Origin of the sequence: Helicobacter trogontum (assembly GCF_000765905.2) — a bacterium.
GTDB classification, from domain to species: Bacteria; Campylobacterota; Campylobacteria; order Campylobacterales; family Helicobacteraceae; genus Helicobacter_A; species Helicobacter_A trogontum.
Genome location: NZ_JRPL02000015.1, coordinates 1 through 18,091 on the forward strand (window position 1 = coordinate 1; position 18,091 = coordinate 18,091).

Sequence of the window (18,091 nt, forward strand, 5' to 3'; positions counted from 1 at the left end):
TTATCGGTTATATTTTTGGGATAGAATCTATAATCGTATATAAAAACAAAAGATTAGATTCTATATATCACTTTGCCTTTTTATTACTTTTTGTTTTTTATCTTCTGCACGTTTCATAAAGTCTGGGACTCTTCCTCTCTCTGCTTCTAATTTGGCTACTTGCTGGAATAGCTCTACAACTGCTTCAAACATTTCTCCAGGAATCATCCTATCCACATCAACAAGTCTATAGAGTTCTCTTGCTAAGGGCGGATTTTCAATGATTAAAATCTCATGCTCCCGTGCAATACCTTTGATTCTTACTGCAAGATGATCTATGCCTTTTGCTACCACGACAGGTGCAGATTCTGTTTCGCTATTAAAACGTAAAGCCACTGCATAATGTGTGGGATTTGTAACTACCACATTGGCACTAGGAATTGCACTCATCATTTTATTCATAGCATTTTTCATCATAATTTGACGGATTTTTGCTTTTACTTCTTGATTTCCTTCTTGTTGTTTAAACTCATCTTTTAATTCTTGTTTACTCATACGTAAACTCTTAATATATTGATATCTTTTAATGAGAAAATCTAAGATTCCCATAACTAAAAATAAAAAAAGCAATGCACCAATGAGAATAAGTGCTTTTTGATAGAACCATGTGAGCTGCTCTTTTAAGGGACTCATAGAAATATTTGCTACCTCATCTAAAAATCCAATAAAGATGAAAAAACCTACTGCAAATGCAATAAACACCTTTAATGTAATTATGAATCCATCAAGTAGTTTTTTCAGTGAGAAAAGATTTTTTGCACCCTTAATTGGATTTATTTTATCAATTTTTGGCTTAATGATCTTAAAGCTTAGTAAAAATCCAAATTGTGCAACATTGCCAATAATACCAGCAACCATAAGAGCAAGAAAAAAGGGCATAGCACATAATGCGGCAACTTTCAATATTGTGAGTGTAATAGCAAAGATCATATGTGTATTAAAATCCACCAAAAAAAGCTTTGTGCATTCAACATATAAGCCTTTAAAAAGTTTTACCCAAAATGGAAAGATGATAAAAAGTAATGCTAATCCAACAACTAAACCTGCAAGTCCAACTAAATCAGAACTCTTTGCGATACTACCCTCTTCTCTTGCTTTTTGTATTTTGCGTTGGGATGGGGCGTGGGTTTTTTCTTCTTCTGCCATTATGTATCCTAGTATTGTTGGATGTTATTGTGTATAAACTTAAAGAACTATTATAGCAAATTTTAGATTCTAGTATTAATTATTGAGAGACAAGATTTAAGGCGAGTGTGACAATGTTTTGCTAAAAGCAGAAGGTGATATCCCAAAGCCTATGCCAAATTCTAAATTAAGCATGAGATTATTACTTGCATTGTAATATACAGGGGTGTTGTTTATATGTATGGTTTTTGAGGGCTCTAGTATGTAATATATAGCTTTTAATGATACATAGAAGTCTGCCTTTTGCTTCTTGTAAAAAATAGATTCTGCATCTTTTCTTTTATAAAGTAGGCTAAGATCCAATAAAAAGCGATGTCCTCCTTGCATTGCTGCAATATTTCCATAAGAATCTATGCGATAGCGACCCCATATGTTGTAACCATATCCAAACTGATAAGCAAGTATAAAGCGATTTGTTAGTTTTGTGCTAGAGTAGAGATTAAAACCCATAAAGATAGATTCAGTTAGTAATCTCTGCTTTATATTCCAACCGAGGTTATACATATTAATAGGTAGAGACAATGTTAATAAAATAGGTGTTTTTAAAGAGCCAAGATTAAGTCCAGCATTAATATCCATGAGCACAAAGCCACCTACACTGCTTGGTGGATTTACATTACTTAGGCCTTGTATATGTCCATGTTGCACCACATTTAACAAACCAGTTTGTAGGCTATAATTAAAAGCTAACCATTTTGAATAGTAGTTAGTATGTAGGGAAAGATAGCCGCCAGTACTACTGAAGTTTGGCATATTGCTTGCTTGAAAGTTGGCATAGGCCGCTCCGATACCAGCACCAAAATGAGAACAATAGCTTTCGTAACATTTATATGCAAAAGCAATGTGGGAGAATAGTATTGCACCTAATAGGTATCGAAAAAGCATGGCTATATCCTTTGTTTTAGTGAGACTTGAAAGTTATCATACCATAATATGTGTTAGTTGATTAATATTGGAAATGTTATGATTTAATGTATATGATTAGACTGCTGTGTGAAGTTTTGCATTATTGTGAAAATGCCTTTTGTATAATCTGTATAGCCAAGCTGTAATGAGTGATATAAATAGATCTTTGCTCAATAGATGTTTAAATATATTTTCAATATAATCATTATTCATCAAGGTATGTCATGAGTTATTCTTATAAATATCATTTAAACCATAATTGTAAGGGTTTGGTTGTATATATACTTGAAGTATTCTTAATAATTTTTAGAAATTATTGGAAAGATATTAGTATTAATATGTACGCTAATTTAAGTAGTATTTGCAGGATTTTAGTTTGCAGATATTACTTAAAGTGGTTTAATACCGCTTACAAACCATATACAAAAATTATTAAATAAAATATCCAAAAGATTCCTATCTTTATGGAATCTTTTGGATATTTTATGAAAAAGAACATATAAAATTTATATTTATATGTGCATAATGACTTAAGTCTAAAATACCGCTTATATTGCTTTTGCTCATCTTGTTGTTGATTATTATTGATAAAGGTTTATGTGTAAAATATCGCTATTAATATTATCTAGAACCTAATCAAGTGTGTTATATAAGCCTATATCCTATTTTGATACTTTAGTCGTAATATTGTATTTGCATATTCTAAATCTGCCCACGTATCAATATCAATGCTATGTTCCTCGCTCATGAGATAGTAATGCGTATTTGATGGCAGAAAACTAGGATTTTGTGCAAATAAGTTGCTTTTCACAATATAAATTGCTCCATTACTTTGGTAGGTTTGTGGCAAACTTTGACGTGGCATGAATGGATAATCATTGTTGTGAATGCCTTGCAAACTATCATCTTTATTTGCAATAAAGGCTTTTAATATTTTATTATCTGTTTGTGTGACACTAATGAGTGCATTTGCATTTCTTTCTTTGAAAGTCTTATATGCAGCGTCAATATCATTAAAATCTCTCAAGGGTGAGGTGGGCTGTAATAATATAATAGTGTCAAATGCTTTGTAATATTTTATTGCATGTAATACTACTTCGTTGCTTGTTGTAGAATCTTGTGCGATTTCTTTTGGACGATTTAGGATTTCGACATTTTGCGATAGAGCATACTCAAGTATAGAGTCGCCATCGCTACTTACTACAATCTTATCAATACATTGTGCTTTTTTTGCAGATTCTATTGTGTAGTAAAGAAGAGGTTTGTCACCAAGCATTGCAAGATTTTTATTTATAATGCTTTTAGAGCCAGCCCTTGCTGGGATTAAGGCTAGATTCATATAAGTCCTTTATATAGATTTCTCAATATATCCTGATGTTTTGGTTAGCCAAAATTTTTATATATTACATATTAAGATTATATTGTAGCATAATAATCTAGCCCAAAGAATTTTACTATTTATGTTTATGTGGCATATTTCCACCACCACCAATATGTTCTATCTTGCCTTTAGAATCAATATGATATGCTTGACCAAAACCTTTTACAAAGCGACCTGCATTAAAGCAAAGTTTTACTAAGTGGAAATCTTGCATAGCACGGATTTGAGTAACACCACCACCCTTTCCTACACGTGACTCAAAGCTATCATAAACTTTATCGAATAAATCATCTCTAGGCATAAAGGTTACACTTACATCATAAGTTAAACGCTTTCTTGCTAAAATATTCTTTGTTTTATTTTCATCTTCTATAAACATCACCTGTGTTGCATCAGGATTAGCACGTAGGTTTTGGCAATGCGGTGCAACCTCACTTATGTACAAATAGTATTCTCCATCATACCGCAATAATGGCGAATAGCTAATATGTGGCTTGTTGTCTTTTGATAATGAAACAAGCAAAATTGTATTAAATTCCTCCTTAAAAGATTCTATTTCATCAGCAATTTGAGTATTACTTTTGCTAATTGCCATGCAGAGTTTGATAATTGCATCTTTATAATCTTTTTCTTCTGTTTTTGCAGGAAAGGGTGCAAATACTTCTTGTCCATCTGCTTGTATTTTCATACCATTCTCATTAACATCTTTCAACGTAGCTACTTTTGCCTCAAAGCCACCATAAAGCTTTACTAACCCCAGTAATTCAGCTGAATGATGATTATTCATATGTTCTATAATACTTGCTATACTCATGTAAATCTCCTTACAAAATACAAATTATATTCCGTAATGATACAATAACAATAAGCAAGAATAATAAATATGATAAATATTTTTATTTTTATAAATGTATAATACAATGTTGTGTCGCATAGTATTGATTTTGAGCGTTTCTGCTGCTGTATAAATATAATATTAGGACTAAACAGAATTTATAGGTCATACTTTACAAGTTTGTGTTTAAATGCTATAATACGACCTTTTTAAATTATTAAAAAAGGACATTTTATGTTAGAAGGCAAACTTAGAGATAGTATTGGCAAAACAAACGCTAAGGCGTTAAAGCGAGATGGTTATCTAGTTGCTAATATTTATGGCAAAGGTAAGGAGAATATACATTGTGCGTTTAAACGCAATGATTTTATTAAATATATGCGTGCAAAACAAACACTTATTTTTCCTGTTAAAATTGATGGAAATGTGTATGATGTTGTGGTGCAAGAATATCAAAAAGATCCAGTAACTAGTGATATTTTACATGTTGACATGATGTTTGCAACAAAAGGTTGTGTAGCAAAGTATAAAGTGCCAGTAAAGGTTAAAGGCTCCCCTATTGGTTTGAAGAATAAGGGTGTACTTGTGTTTTCACGTAAAAGAGTTGCTGTGAAATGCGATGCCGCTGTGTTGCCAAATGATTACACGCTTGATGTAAGCAATCTTGATGTTGGACATGCTATTCTTGTCCGCGATTTACCAGAGATTGCAGGTGTTAGTGTGATCGAGAAACCATCAGTTGCTATTGTTGGTGTTATTAAGGCTAAGTAAGAAAGCTAGTTAATAATTAATAGATTTTGCCTTGCAGAGTTGCAAGGCTTTTTACTTCTTTACTATCTACAATTTATATTTTTATATTACAGTGTATTTTATAGGGTTAGTGTTGAATCAAGCTGCTTTATCGCGTCGCTATAATAGAAATGCAATTAGATTTAATTAAGATTTGATATATTATGTTTATCAACACTTGTTTAGAATCAGCTAATTAGCAGTATTCAATACATAGTATCATGGTGATACATTTCTGGTTTAACAAAGTTTGTGTATAATCTTTGGCATTTTTCAAACAAGATTTAGTATGCAAGGTTTAATATGGTTAAAAACATTGTAATGTTATTTTTTCTTATTTTAGGAGTGCAAACGATGCAAGCAAATACACTTTCTTATCTCACAATCAATAATATTAAAATACCTGTTATTAGTGAGCAATCAAGTGTTATTCCAACTGGACATTTAGAAGTAATTTTCATGGGTGGTGGAAATATGTTTAATCCACCAAAAAAACCTTTAGCAAAAATAGCTAGTGAAATGTTAAATCGTGGGACAAAAACGCTTGGTAATGTGAAGTTTGCAGAACTTCTTGAGAGCAAGGCGCTTGATTTAGATGTTGGCGTGGGACAGGCAACTTTAACTTTCACACTCAATTTCTTAAAAGAATATGAAGATTTTGCTTATACGCAATTAGAAAATCTTATAAAAGATCCGAACCTAACAAAAAGCACATTGCAAGATGTACAAAAGAAGTTACACGCAGCCCTTATGAGTAAAAGCAGTGATTTTGATTATCAGGCGACATTATTGCTTCAAAAAGGCATCTTTGCAAAGACACCATTAGCTTATCCAGCACTTGGTAATACAACACAAGAGATAGATTCAGTAACACTAAATGATGTTAAAAATTATCTTGATACAACGCTTGTGCTTGAAAATATGGTGCTTGTTATTGGTGGAGATTTAGATATAAAAACAAGTCTTACGAAACTTGAAAAGATATTTTCGCTTTTACCACAAGGAAAAAAGGTAGTGATACCACAATATAAAGTTAAAACCATTGCAATGAAAACGGCAAAAAAAGACACACAACAAGCTTATATCTATTTTGCAAGTCCCCTAAATTTGCAAAGCATAAAAGATGATGCTTATAAGGCTCAAGTTGCTGGATTTATATTAGGAAGTTCTGGCTTTGGTAGTCGTTTAATGGAGGAAATACGAGTCAAAAGAGGGCTTGCATACTCAGCTTATATGCGTCCAAATATTGCACGTACTAGCACTTATGTTGCAGGTTATATGCAAACTGCATTAGATAAGCAAGATGAGGCTATTGCACTAACGAAACAAATTGTAAAAGATTTTGTTGAAAAAGGAGTTACACAAGAAGAGCTAGATTCTGCAAAGCAATTTATACTTGGCAATAAACCATTGCAAGAAGAGACTTTGGGACAGAGGTTAAATGCAAGGTTTATGAATTATTATAATGGTTTGCCATTAGACTATCGAGATGAATTTTTGCAAAAAGTTGCTTCACTTGATTTGCAGACATTAAACGATTTTATCCGTGCACATGCAGAGATTGCTGATCTAAGTTTTGCAGTAATCACAAAATAAAGAAGTTCTTATTTTATATGTAGTATTATATGAAGCTCCAAGTATGTAAAAATCTTGATGATCAAAAGTGATTTACATAATATTTTAAGGCTTTGTTTGTTTTGGTAACTAATTTCTTGATTGTTATTAGTTTTAATATAACATATTAAGTTCTTATCTACTTTTACCACACTCTTTTACTTGGTTTTGTTATAAAATTTGAACATAGGGGTATCTTGATTATATAAGTCTTAATACATTGAAGAGCAGTGCAGTAATGCAGAATAAAGCACTAGCAAATTACAAGATTAAAATATGTCTTTACTTGCTTTATATGTTATGTGTGTTATGTCATTTTTTATCATATTCCAAATATGTATCATATTTATTGGTATAGATTGCAAATGGATGTGTTAATAATTTGCAAGAGGCCATATCTTTACACATTGCAACATAGAATCTATATCAAAAAAAACATGATAGATTAATGAATCAAATAAGGTGTATTGTAAAATCTTTTGGTGAGTTCAATCTTTCTTGAATGCCTCTAAGTAGATTAGATTAGGATATTTCGCTCACCTTTGCTATTTGGTGCAGAGAGAAAACCTTCTTTTTCTAGTGCTTCTACAAGTGATGCAGATTTATTATAGCCAATACCAAGCTTTCTTTGTAGATAACTAATTGAAGTTTTATTATCTTGCAGCATAACTTCTTTTGCTCTATCCAGCAGACTACCATCACCGCTAAATTTATCACCCATGTTTGCACCTGGCTTTGTTTCACTAAGAAAGCTCTCATCATATTGCGGTTCTCTTTGTGCTTTGATAAAATCAACAATATGCTCTACTTCTTGTTCACTTACCCATGGAGCGTGAATACGCATGAGTCCATTTGTAGTTGTAAAAAGTCCATCGCCATTACCAAGTAAGTCTTCTGCACCCATTTCGTCCAGAATAACCTTTGAATCAATGCGGCTGCCAACGCGATAGCTAATACGTGAGGGCAAGTTTGCTTTAATGTGCCCTGTGATAACATTTACGCTGCTTCTTTGTGTTGCAATAATTAAGTGCATCCCAGCAGCTCTTCCCATTTGTGCAATCCGTGCAATAAAGGCCTCCGCTTCCTTACCGCCTGTAATCATTAAATCCGCAAGTTCATCAATAATAATGACAAAATTTGGCATCTTTACGCCCACTTTTTCATTATATGAAGCAATATTTTTTACTTTGATTTGTGAAAATAACTCATAGCGTTTATCCATTTCGATCGTTGCTACTTGTAAAGCTTTGATAGCTTTATTTGGAGCATTGATAATAGGTGTAATCAGGTGTGGTAAATCCTCATAGGGTGCAAATTCTACTTGTTTTGGATCAATCATCATAAGTTTTAAATTATCTGGATCATTGCGATATAAAAGCGAAAGGATAATAGCATTAACTCCTACTGATTTTCCACTCCCTGTTGTCCCTGCAACAAGCAAATGAGGCAACTTTGCAAGATTTGCAACAATTGGCATACCACTTATATCCTTACCCAATGCAATAGTAAGTGGATCTTTTGAATCTAAGAAGGCAGGAGAATGCAAGATTTCTCGTAAATAAATTGTTTCTACTTTGCTATTTGGGATTTGGATACCTATGACGTCTTTGCCTGGTATTGGTGCTTGGATTCTAATGCTTTTTGCTTTAAGAATCCTTGCTAAGTCGTTTTTGTGACTTAGAATTTTTGAGACTTTTACATGTGTTTCTGGGCGAAACTCAAAAGTTGTTACGACTGGTCCTGTCAGGGTGTCAATAATATCACCACGAATTTTATGTGCATTAAAGATTTGCAACATTTTTTCTATTTTTGAATCAAGTTCAACATCTTGTATGCTATCTTGCTCTACTGGCTCTTGCAATAGTTTTAAAGGTGGCAATATAAAAGGTGGCATATCTGCGGTTTGTGTTGGCTTTGAGAGATTTGTATCATGATTTACAATGAGCATATCATTCTGTCTTGCTTCTTCTTTTTTTTGTGCAATTTGTCTTATAATCATGTCTTCTCTATCTTCATGACTATTAGGTTCTATATATTGCGTTGAGAGGACTGCCTCATTATGTGTCATTTGAGATTCTCTGTGTAACATAGAATCTTTTTGTTGTGCATGAGTGATTGTGTCTTTATGTGTAAATGTGTGATCTGTGTGTAGATTGTTGGATTGTTTTATTGTTATGGGTGATTGCGTTATGCTTGATTCTGATTTTGTGTTATTAGGCTCCACAATGCTAGATTCTATATTGTGTAATGCTGTTGCATTTTCTTTTGTATGTGCTGTATTGTCAAACATATAAATTAGGGGTTGTGACTGCAAGGAGTGTGCTTGTATGCCTGTAAAGTAGTGTGTACTTGCTGGGTTTATGGAATGTGGGAAGTGCATGTGTGTTGCTATGTGCTGTGGCATTTGATCATATGTATTTATTATGATATTTTGTTGTGTTGGCAATGTTGTGTGCTGGTTTTCTGCAGCGTTTTGGAAATTTTGCTGTATAGAATCGTCATTATTATTGTCCAATTGGTTTGTGCGGTAGGGATTATTTGATGTAGCTCTTTGTGAGTCTTGAGTGTTATCTGTAGCGTTGTGGATATTAGATTCTGTAATGTTAGTTGAGACACTTTGATTAGGCATAGATTCTATGTGTAGATTGATAATTTCCTGTGGCTTGTGTGTAATGCTGGATGTTATTGTATCAGGTGTTGAATCATCTTGTGTAATCTCTTTTATCTCAAAATCTGGCATATCTATATATTGGAAAACATGAGAATCTGTTTGATATGGTTGTATTGCTGTGGAATCCATTGCATTGTCATATTGATTAGGTGTTACTTGTGCAGAATCTATGTGATCAACATCTGATATATAAGATCCCATAGAGGTAGGGGTTATTTGACTATCATCGTTTTGATAAGTTTGTATATGATTGGTTTGTGGATAATCTTGTGTAATTGGCTCAATAAAAATTTCTTTTATATCATCCTCTTGTGAAGTAGCAATAGATTTAATAGAGTCTATAGATTCTGAAGAATGTGCAGGAGTTTCTGCGATGGAATTATATATATCCAAATCCTGTGCAATAAAATCTTCTACAATAGAATTCTGTGTGCTCTCAAGATCTTGTTTTGTTGTATCTGCATCTAAGCTCTCTAGCTGTGTATCTATCTTCTCATAGTCTGGTAATGATGGGATTATTGTGGTGGTAGTTTCTGTGTGATCGTTATGATTGGCTATAGATTCTAATGGTGGTATTAATGGGTTTTCTTGCAAATTACTTGGCTGTAAATCCTGTGTATCCAGATTATGTATGTTTGGAACATATGGATGCAAGACTTGTGCTTGTATGGAATCTAGATTAGATTCTTGTTCATACATATCTGTATGAACCGGTGCACTATTTTTTTCCATAGATATTGAGCTTGTTTCATACGATTTGGCTAATGGGTTTACCTCTGTCTTTGTTGCAATAGTATTATGTGTTGTATTAATTGGAGAATGCTTAATGCTGTTAGCAGATTTTTTTTGCGTAAAGCTCATGTCGAGTGTTTTATAACTTGCTTGTGTTGGTGTTGGTTCTGCCTGTTGCACATCATTAAGTGTGATTTTTATCGTTTTTTTTTGTTCCAGGTGATTTGTATCTAAAACTGCTTCTTGTTGCGATGTGTTTACCATGTGAGCATTACTTTGTCTTTGGGGCTCTTTTATGCGTATAGTAGGTAAATCTTGTGCAGCTGTTTTGTGTTGCGTTTCAGTTGTATGACTTTTTGCATAAGTGTCTAAAGAACTTTGTGTGGTTGGTGTTAAATCGTTTTTTATTGTAGTCCCGTCTTTTATTGTAAAAGATTCTGCTGTTTTGGTGTGTATTGATATAGAATCTTGTGTTTTTTGTTTGATGAGATTTGTTGTCTTTACCTCTCGTGGCGGCATGTCTATGGTTTGCCAATCATCCATTGTCGCTAGCATCTTTGGTTGCTGTGTTTTTGCAAAACTTTCAAGAGGATTTGCATCACTTCTTTCTTCTTTGAGTCTAAACGTCATTGGCTCATCTGCATGAAATGTTTGTCGTTGATTTTGTTTTGGATAGAAATTTGTTTTTTGGAATCTCCTCAAAAGTTCTTCATCATTATTTCGCATTTGCGTACGTGGCGTATGTGTGATGGATGAAATATTGCCATCATCATATTGTTGATATGAAAGCGTTTGTGTCGTGCTCATATTGTTGCTAGGTTTGACTTGGATGTGGAAGCTTTCTTTATGATTGTGTGGCTTTTTTGCTTCTGTTTTAATATGTGTGTCACCAGGATTTCTTTCTTGATTATGCATCAAATTTTGGTTTTGCGTGTCTGTATTTTGAAAGACATCATTGTTTTTTTGGCGTGGATATTCATCAAGTGCTCTCTCAAGCAATGGTTCATAATCTACGTATTTGCTCTTTGTTGTTGTAACTTTCTCGCTCAGCTCTTGATTGACTATCTTTTTATTTTCTCTTTGTGCCTGATCTAAGCTTAAATCAGCGTATTTAGACTTTAGTTGATGAAATATTGTTTTTGTGGTATTCTTCAAGGCACACCAAGCTATCTGTAAGCTCCCTCCAAGATAGCCCACAATAAAAGTTGCAGTGCGTTCGGCAATACGTAATAATGCCATACTGATACAAATAAATGCCACAATTGCAACGCCAAATGAACCGATATAAGGTATAAGCATCTCCTGCAAATAATTACCAAATTGCCCACTATGGAATACCAGTGATTGCAAGAGCAATAACCCTATAAAGAGCAGTAAATATGCAAAGCTTAACTGAATCTTTCGAAAAGAATAGCTTGTGTCATCATGGAATCTGTAAATGGGCAATAAAAGCAGTGGTAAATATATGTATGCAAGATACCCAAACATACCGCGATTGAAGTTTGCAAAACTATTACCAAAGCCCCCGATCTTGAAGAAATTATTTGACAATGCGACACCACTTAATGCCACATCAGGTGAGGTATAACCAAAGATAGTTGCCAACCATAAATACAATATACAACAGCTAATAAAGACAAATATATAAATTTTTTTTATGATGAATCCTTGTTGCAAAATATAATTTTTCTGTTAAAATTATAGCAATTTTTTGTCTTGATTGATTTACGATTTTGATTGATAAGGAGTTGTGATGCATGGAAAAATAACGCGCTACACTGCTACGACGGGTTCAGGTGTTATTATGAATGCTTCAAAAAAGATCTTTGAGCTAAAAAAAGAAAGTTGGCATGATGGTAGAAATCGCCCAGCTGTTGGTATGTACGTGGAGTTTAGAACAAATGATGGGGGAATCCAAGTAACAGATGCACGTGCTTCAAAATATCAATCATTTCCACCAGATGCACTTATTAGAGAAATAGACTTTTGGAAAAGTAATACTGATGAAGAACTCCAAAATAAAGAATCAGAGTTGCGTGCAAAAGAAGTGCAAAAGATTTTTGCACAAACAAATTATTTGAAATTAACAGAAATTGAAATCAATCGCAGTGTGCAAGATTGTATTAAAGAATTTTTTAGTGCAGAACTTAGAAGTGTTGAGTTTCTAAAAGAGCTTGATCTATCAACATTGACACCACTTATCAATTTTTCAATTAGTAAAAGGTTTTTAAATAAAGCGTTAGATCACCTTATTTTTTCAGATAGAAAGCTCAATATTGATATGTTTGCAGAATACCACTCAAGACTTGGCACACTAGAATATTCGCATAATTTTTTTACAAAAAACGAGCTTAATCCAGAAAGAATATTTGAAGAGGCTTTTCTTGAATATCAGTTTAACTATAAAGGGGCAGTACGTGCTGCAAATGGCATTAAAGAACGCATTATGCAACTTCAAAATAAAATCCGCACAACTGCACATGATCTTAAAATACTCCACAAGAGACTTGAGGCAAAAAAAGGCGATGAAAATGAGATCAAGGAAAAAATCGCTAGAATGAGAGCTAATTCTGATAAAGCGCATGAAGAGACAAAAACACTCACAAAAGCATATGAGAATCTCGAAGGGCTATGTAAGAACTTTGCACAGAAGAATTTAAAAATTTTTGAAGCTGTTTTTAGAAAGACTGTTAGTATGCTGCGAGAAAAAACAGAAGAAGCATTAAATGTTACTGCTACACAGCTTGATAATCAGATATGGGAGCTTGGCATGAAGTCAGTTTCCATACGCAATGTTTTTTTTAAGCATGATATTAATGAACCTTATTGTATGATGACATTTTTAGGTCAAACTATTAAGAAGCTTGATAAAGGTAAGATTACAGCGGCTAATGAGCAGGCAATGTATAAATACTATACAAATCATCAAAGAAATTATGTCAAAAAGTTTCTTATCCTCACAAATCAGCCAAAAGTGGAAGTTAATGTAAAAATTGACATTATGAGTCAAAGTAAAAACAATAATGTTGTGATTGCCAAAAAGGATTCACAATTTTTTGTTGCTGTGAATAAAGAGAAATTTGAGGGTATCTATATTGATACGACAGGATTGGATAAGTCTGCTTTACAGCGTATTTTAACTGACACCAAAGAATCTAAATATAACAAAGAAGCCAATATCTCACTTATCACAAAAGAGCAAATTGCCTCCATGAAAGAATAAGTAAACCTCATTTGGTAGAGATTTAACTCACCATAAAGCATTATATTTTTGGTATTTTAAACATGCGTAATAAGAAATATCAAGTAAATATTGTTCTCCAAATTTTATCTTTGAATATTTTTTAAGCATTTAATAAATAAAGTAAGATTTTTGTGATATACCTAGTATTTGTAATAGTTATTCAAGCATAGTATATGTTTCATGATTACTTGTTGTCTCCACGTTAAAGGCTTAAATACAAGGTTTTAGATTCTAAAATAACATTTTTATTGTTGTAATTATGCATTAGATATTTACATGGGATATTTTTTATTTGCTTTTTAAAAATACTAGGAATTTGGGTTCTAAGAACTTCAATTTCAGAATCTTGTAATCTGTATAAGATGGTTGAAGTCTAAATCTTCATAGCTATACAAACTAATTTTATAGCCCAATATCAAAGTAGAATGAATATTTCTATTTTGCAAATATAAACTAATGAGCCAAGATATAAAAATCTAGTTAGATTTTTTGCTTTAAATCATAAGTTGCCATAATATTATGTCGTGGTATATCAATATTATGATTTGGTGGTTAGAAGCAATGCGTCTCTTATTTGCATGTTATTTAGAAATACACTTTTTATTGCTACAATGCAAATCTACGTGTTCTAGTTAAATCGTAAAGATTACTTACGAAACAATGATGCTTAAGTATGTGTTGTAGATATTATGTTATTTATTAAACTAGACTCATACTTAAGAGATACATATACAATGAAGGCTATTTAGGGATTTGTAGCAAAAAATAAACTAATGAGTTTTGTAAAAATGGAGAACAAATGAATAATACATTGATACAACCAAGAACTCTAAGTGGATTTAGGGATAGGTTGCCTCAAGAGGCTTATGCAAAGGCAAGTATTTTAGAAAAAGTAAGTGAAGTGTTTTTAAGCTATGGCTTCATGCCTATTGAAACGCCTCATTTAGAATATGCTGATATCTTGGTGAAACAAGGAAGCGAGGAGATTCAAAAGGAGTTGTATCGCTTTAGAGATCATGGAGATAGGGATGTTGCTTTGCGTTTCGATCAAACTGTGCCTTTGGCACGTTTTATTACGCAACATCGCCATGAGCTTATCATGCCTTTTAAACGCTATGTGATTGGAAATGTATTCCGTGGAGAACGTGCACAAAAGGGGCGATATAGAGAATTTACGCAGTGTGATTTTGATTTTATTGGCAGTGATTCCCTAAGCTGTGATGCTGAAATTTTACAAGTTATTTATAGTTCATTAAGTGCGCTCGGCTTACAGGAATTTACCATTTGGGTTAATCATCGTGATATTTTGAATGGAATTTTTGCACACTTTGGTTTGCATGAGAATATTGAATCAGGCTTGCGTATCATAGATAAGCTTGATAAGATTGGATTAGATGAAGTGCAAAAAGAGTTGCAAAAGGAATTGCAAATTACAGCAGAAAAAGCACAAGAGATTTGTAAGCTTGTTATGATTAAGCAGACTTCACATTATAGCGAATTCTTTAAAGAGATTGCTTATCTTAAAGATTATAATGATGCTTTACGTAAAGGGCTACAGGATTTGGAATCTATGTTTAATATTCTTGATGATTTGGAGCTTGATATATCGAGTTGTCGTATTAATTTTTCTATTGCTCGAGGGCTTGGCTATTATACAGGTATTGTTTATGAAACAACACTCAATAGATTAAAAAGTATTGGGAGTGTTTGTAGTGGTGGACGTTATGATAATTTGACACAGAGTTTTAGTAAAGAGCGATTAAGCGGCGTTGGTGCAAGTATTGGTCTTGACAGACTAATTGCTGCACTCATGGAGCTTGGAATCTTAGAATTGCATGGGACTGCGGTAAGAGCATTATTGATTGTAACAAATGATGCTTACTTTGCTTTTGCACATAAGATTGCAGAGGCTTTAAGACATAGCAATGTAAAGGCTGAAGTATATCCAGATGCAGTAAAGATTAAAAAATCACTGGGCTATGCAAATGCGAAAGGACATGAGTTTGGGATTATCATTGGTGATGAGGAATTTCAAACAAAAACACTTTCTGTTAAGAATATGACTTCTGGTATACAAATTGAGAAAGTCAGCTTTTTACATGCATTACAGATTATAAGAAATTCTTAATGGTATTTTTTGGGTAGGGTTTAAAAAGAAAATGAGAAAATAAAGGATATATTCTCTAGAAACTATACAAACGACATCAGAGAAAGCTTATATTTTTTATTGAAATATGCAAAAGAATTGGATTATGGATTTTTACATAGTTTTGCAATAAGCTTTTATGTAAAATAATGATAGAATTATAGGACCTTGTTGGTTTTTGGTTGTTAAAGGCTGATATAGTCATATTGAGAAGGTTTTGTCATAACTTTAGAGGAATATATAAAAATGGAAAGGAAGAACATGCAACTCGTTTTACTTGATTCGATGACACTTGGTGATTTTGATGAGAAGATTTTTACACAATTTGGTGATTTTAAATCGTATCCGACAACAAATTCTGCACAGGTTTTAGAACGTGCAAAGGACGCAGATATTATTATTACAAATAAGGTTGTGCTTGATTCTGCGATTTTATCTTCTTTGCCGAAGTTAAAGCTCATTTGTATAAGTGCAACAGGTACAAATAATATTGATATGGAGTATGCTAAAGCACACAATATAATAGTAAAAAATGTAGCTGGTTATTCTACACATTCGGTTGCACAACATACACTTATGTTGGCATTAAGTCTGCTTGGTCGTTTATCTTATTATTCACAATATGTGCAACAAGGACAATGGTGCAAAAGTGAAATTTTTTGCCACCTTGCTTATGATCTGCAAGATATTTATGGTAAGCAATGGGGTATTATAGGTTATGGCAGTATTGGTAAACAGGTATGTAGTCTTGCAAAGGCTTTTGGCGCACAGGTGAGTTATCATTCTACAAGTGGGAATAATACGCAAAATGACATACCACATAAGAGTTTAGATGAAATTTTAAAGACAAGTGATATTTTGTCCATTCATGCTCCACTTAATGATACAACACGGAATCTCATTGCAAAAGAACAATTACAGATGTTAAAGAAAGGAGCAATTCTACTTAATCTTGGTCGGGGTGGTATTGTTAATGAAAGAGATCTAGCACAAGCCTTACAAACCCAAGATTTTCTATTTGGTGCAGATGTGTTGGAATATGAGCCAATGCAGCCAAATCATCCCTTACTTGATTCTAACATTATGCATAAAGTCCTTATTACACCACATATTGCATGGGCATATAAAGATACAAAGGAACGATTGTTGCAGATGGTGGCAGAGAATATCAAGCAGTTTCTGAATGTGACTGCTTAATGCTGATTTAGCATGTTTTATATAAGCATACAAGTTATATGATTAAATACAATATAGTAAAAGTTTTAAATGAAGTATGCTTTTGTTTGATGATTTTTGAGAGATTCTGGGAAGATAGAGCAGGGTATAGACTCCTAAGCTCCAATAGCAAGGTAATGTATAACTTTGTATTATAGAATCTTAAAAAGCAAGGAAATATATGTTTTTTTGGTTTGTTGCAGTGAGATATCTAAGACCAACACTTGTAATTTTGTGTGGGTTGGAGTTTTTCTTTATCTGTGTGGATAGTTTGCAATACTTTGATGCTTTAGCACAATCTGCAAATAATGCAATTTGGTTTCTTGCATTTGATGCGATGTATGCATTTAATTATGTTTTACCCTTAGCACTTTTACTTGGGCTTATCGTTTTTTACATTAGTCTTATTAAAAGTAATCAATATGTAGCTTTGCTCTCACTTGGATACTCACGCAGAAAGATTTTTTATCCACCTTTTCTTATCATTAATCTCATTGTATGTAGTTATATTGGTTTAAATGCAACTGACTTTGTATATGCACAAGAAAGAGCAGATAATATTGTAAATAATAATAGCAATGCTGATGTTTCTAAAGATTTATTTATCCGTTATAACACTGATTACGTGTTTTTTGAAAAGGTATATCCACTTTTACAAAAGGCTGAAAATATACAAATCTATCACACAGAATATGGAGATTCAAGAAAGCTTATAAGTATTACTCGTGCAAAAGAGGGTTTTTTTCGTGATGATGAATGGGAGCTTGTAAAACCACAAGTATCAACTCTATCCACAAATTATGTCTTAGGCGATGTAGGTATGATAACTACCCAGCATGACTCTACAACAACGCTTAAAGGATTTAAACCAAAAGTACTTGATACTTTTTATAAAAATAAACCAGCCATATCAATAGTTGATGCATTTTATTCGCTACAGATTCTCATGCACGAAGGAGCAGATACAGGACGCACAAGAGGTGTGCTTTATACTCTTGCAGTTACTCCGTTTTTTATTAGTATGTTAAGCATTATTATTGCATACTATGCTCCACCACTTTCACGATATGGGAATCTTGCTATGCTTGGAGTAAGCCTTAGTGTACTTTCTTTGATTGTGTGGGGTATATTTTTCTCACTTGGAAAATTAAACGCCAATGCAGTTTTTATACCAGAGTTTAGTATGCTGGTGCCCATTGGTATTTTATTTATCATTAGTATTATGTATTATCGCAAATTAGATGAGATATAAAACAGAATTAATTTGTTGCTTTTGCTTATAGGATTTATTTAAGTATCTTGCCTACATTTTGTTTAATGAAATTCACTAGCTA

The 18,091-nt window shown here is 33.0% G+C and carries 11 protein-coding genes; 6 read left to right on the top strand and 5 right to left on the bottom strand.

Going from position 1 to position 18,091, the window contains the following annotated elements; genetic code table 11:
- Positions 1–60: 60 nt before the first annotated feature.
- The 4 genes from flhB to LS81_RS06720 form a co-directional block, all read right to left on the bottom strand.
- Positions 61–1,185, bottom strand: coding sequence for a flagellar biosynthesis protein FlhB (gene flhB / locus LS81_RS06705; RefSeq protein WP_034345423.1), 1,125 nt, complete (start codon positions 1,183–1,185; stop codon positions 61–63).
- Between the two features lie 96 nt (positions 1,186–1,281).
- Positions 1,282–2,109, bottom strand: a complete 828-nt coding sequence (locus LS81_RS06710; protein WP_034345426.1) for a hypothetical protein — start codon at positions 2,107–2,109, stop codon at positions 1,282–1,284.
- A gap of 676 nt (positions 2,110–2,785) precedes the next feature.
- On the bottom strand, positions 2,786–3,469 hold the full coding sequence (locus tag LS81_RS06715) for an acylneuraminate cytidylyltransferase family protein (protein WP_034345429.1): 684 nt from the start codon (positions 3,467–3,469) through the stop codon (positions 2,786–2,788).
- A gap of 115 nt (positions 3,470–3,584) precedes the next feature.
- Positions 3,585–4,325: a HugZ family heme oxygenase gene (locus tag LS81_RS06720; RefSeq protein WP_034345432.1), complete on the bottom strand. Its 741-nt coding sequence runs from the start codon at positions 4,323–4,325 to the stop codon at positions 3,585–3,587.
- Between the two features lie 255 nt (positions 4,326–4,580).
- On the opposite strand from LS81_RS06720, the gene LS81_RS06725 reads away from it, so the two are divergent.
- Together LS81_RS06725 and LS81_RS06730 are read left to right on the top strand one after the other, a co-directional pair.
- On the top strand, positions 4,581–5,117 hold the full coding sequence (locus tag LS81_RS06725; protein ID WP_034345435.1) for a 50S ribosomal protein L25/general stress protein Ctc: 537 nt from the start codon (positions 4,581–4,583) through the stop codon (positions 5,115–5,117).
- A 321-nt stretch (positions 5,118–5,438) separates the two neighbouring features.
- Complete coding sequence (locus tag LS81_RS06730) at positions 5,439–6,731, top strand: M16 family metallopeptidase (protein WP_034345437.1); 1,293 nt, start codon at positions 5,439–5,441, stop codon at positions 6,729–6,731.
- Positions 6,732–7,266: 535 nt separating this feature from the next.
- On the opposite strand, the gene LS81_RS12525 is transcribed toward LS81_RS06730, so the two are convergent.
- Positions 7,267–11,757 (bottom strand): DNA translocase FtsK, encoded by a 4,491-nt coding sequence (locus tag LS81_RS12525; protein WP_419664290.1) that lies wholly within the window; start codon positions 11,755–11,757, stop codon positions 7,267–7,269.
- A 148-nt stretch (positions 11,758–11,905) separates the two neighbouring features.
- On the opposite strand from LS81_RS12525, the gene LS81_RS06740 reads away from it, so the two are divergent.
- The 4 genes from LS81_RS06740 to LS81_RS06755 all read left to right on the top strand — a co-directional run bounded on the left by LS81_RS06740 (position 11,906) and on the right by LS81_RS06755 (position 18,009).
- Positions 11,906–13,375, top strand: a complete 1,470-nt coding sequence (locus LS81_RS06740; protein ID WP_034345439.1) for a coiled-coil domain-containing protein — start codon at positions 11,906–11,908, stop codon at positions 13,373–13,375.
- 832 nt (positions 13,376–14,207) lie between these two features.
- Entirely contained in the window at positions 14,208–15,524 is a 1,317-nt protein-coding gene (gene hisS / locus LS81_RS06745; protein ID WP_034347049.1) for a histidine--tRNA ligase, read from the top strand.
- A 279-nt stretch (positions 15,525–15,803) separates the two neighbouring features.
- On the top strand, positions 15,804–16,739 hold the full coding sequence (locus tag LS81_RS06750) for a D-2-hydroxyacid dehydrogenase (RefSeq protein ID WP_034345442.1): 936 nt from the start codon (positions 15,804–15,806) through the stop codon (positions 16,737–16,739).
- Between the two features lie 199 nt (positions 16,740–16,938).
- On the top strand, positions 16,939–18,009 hold the full coding sequence (locus LS81_RS06755; protein ID WP_034345444.1) for an LptF/LptG family permease: 1,071 nt from the start codon (positions 16,939–16,941) through the stop codon (positions 18,007–18,009).
- Positions 18,010–18,091 lie beyond the last annotated feature (82 nt).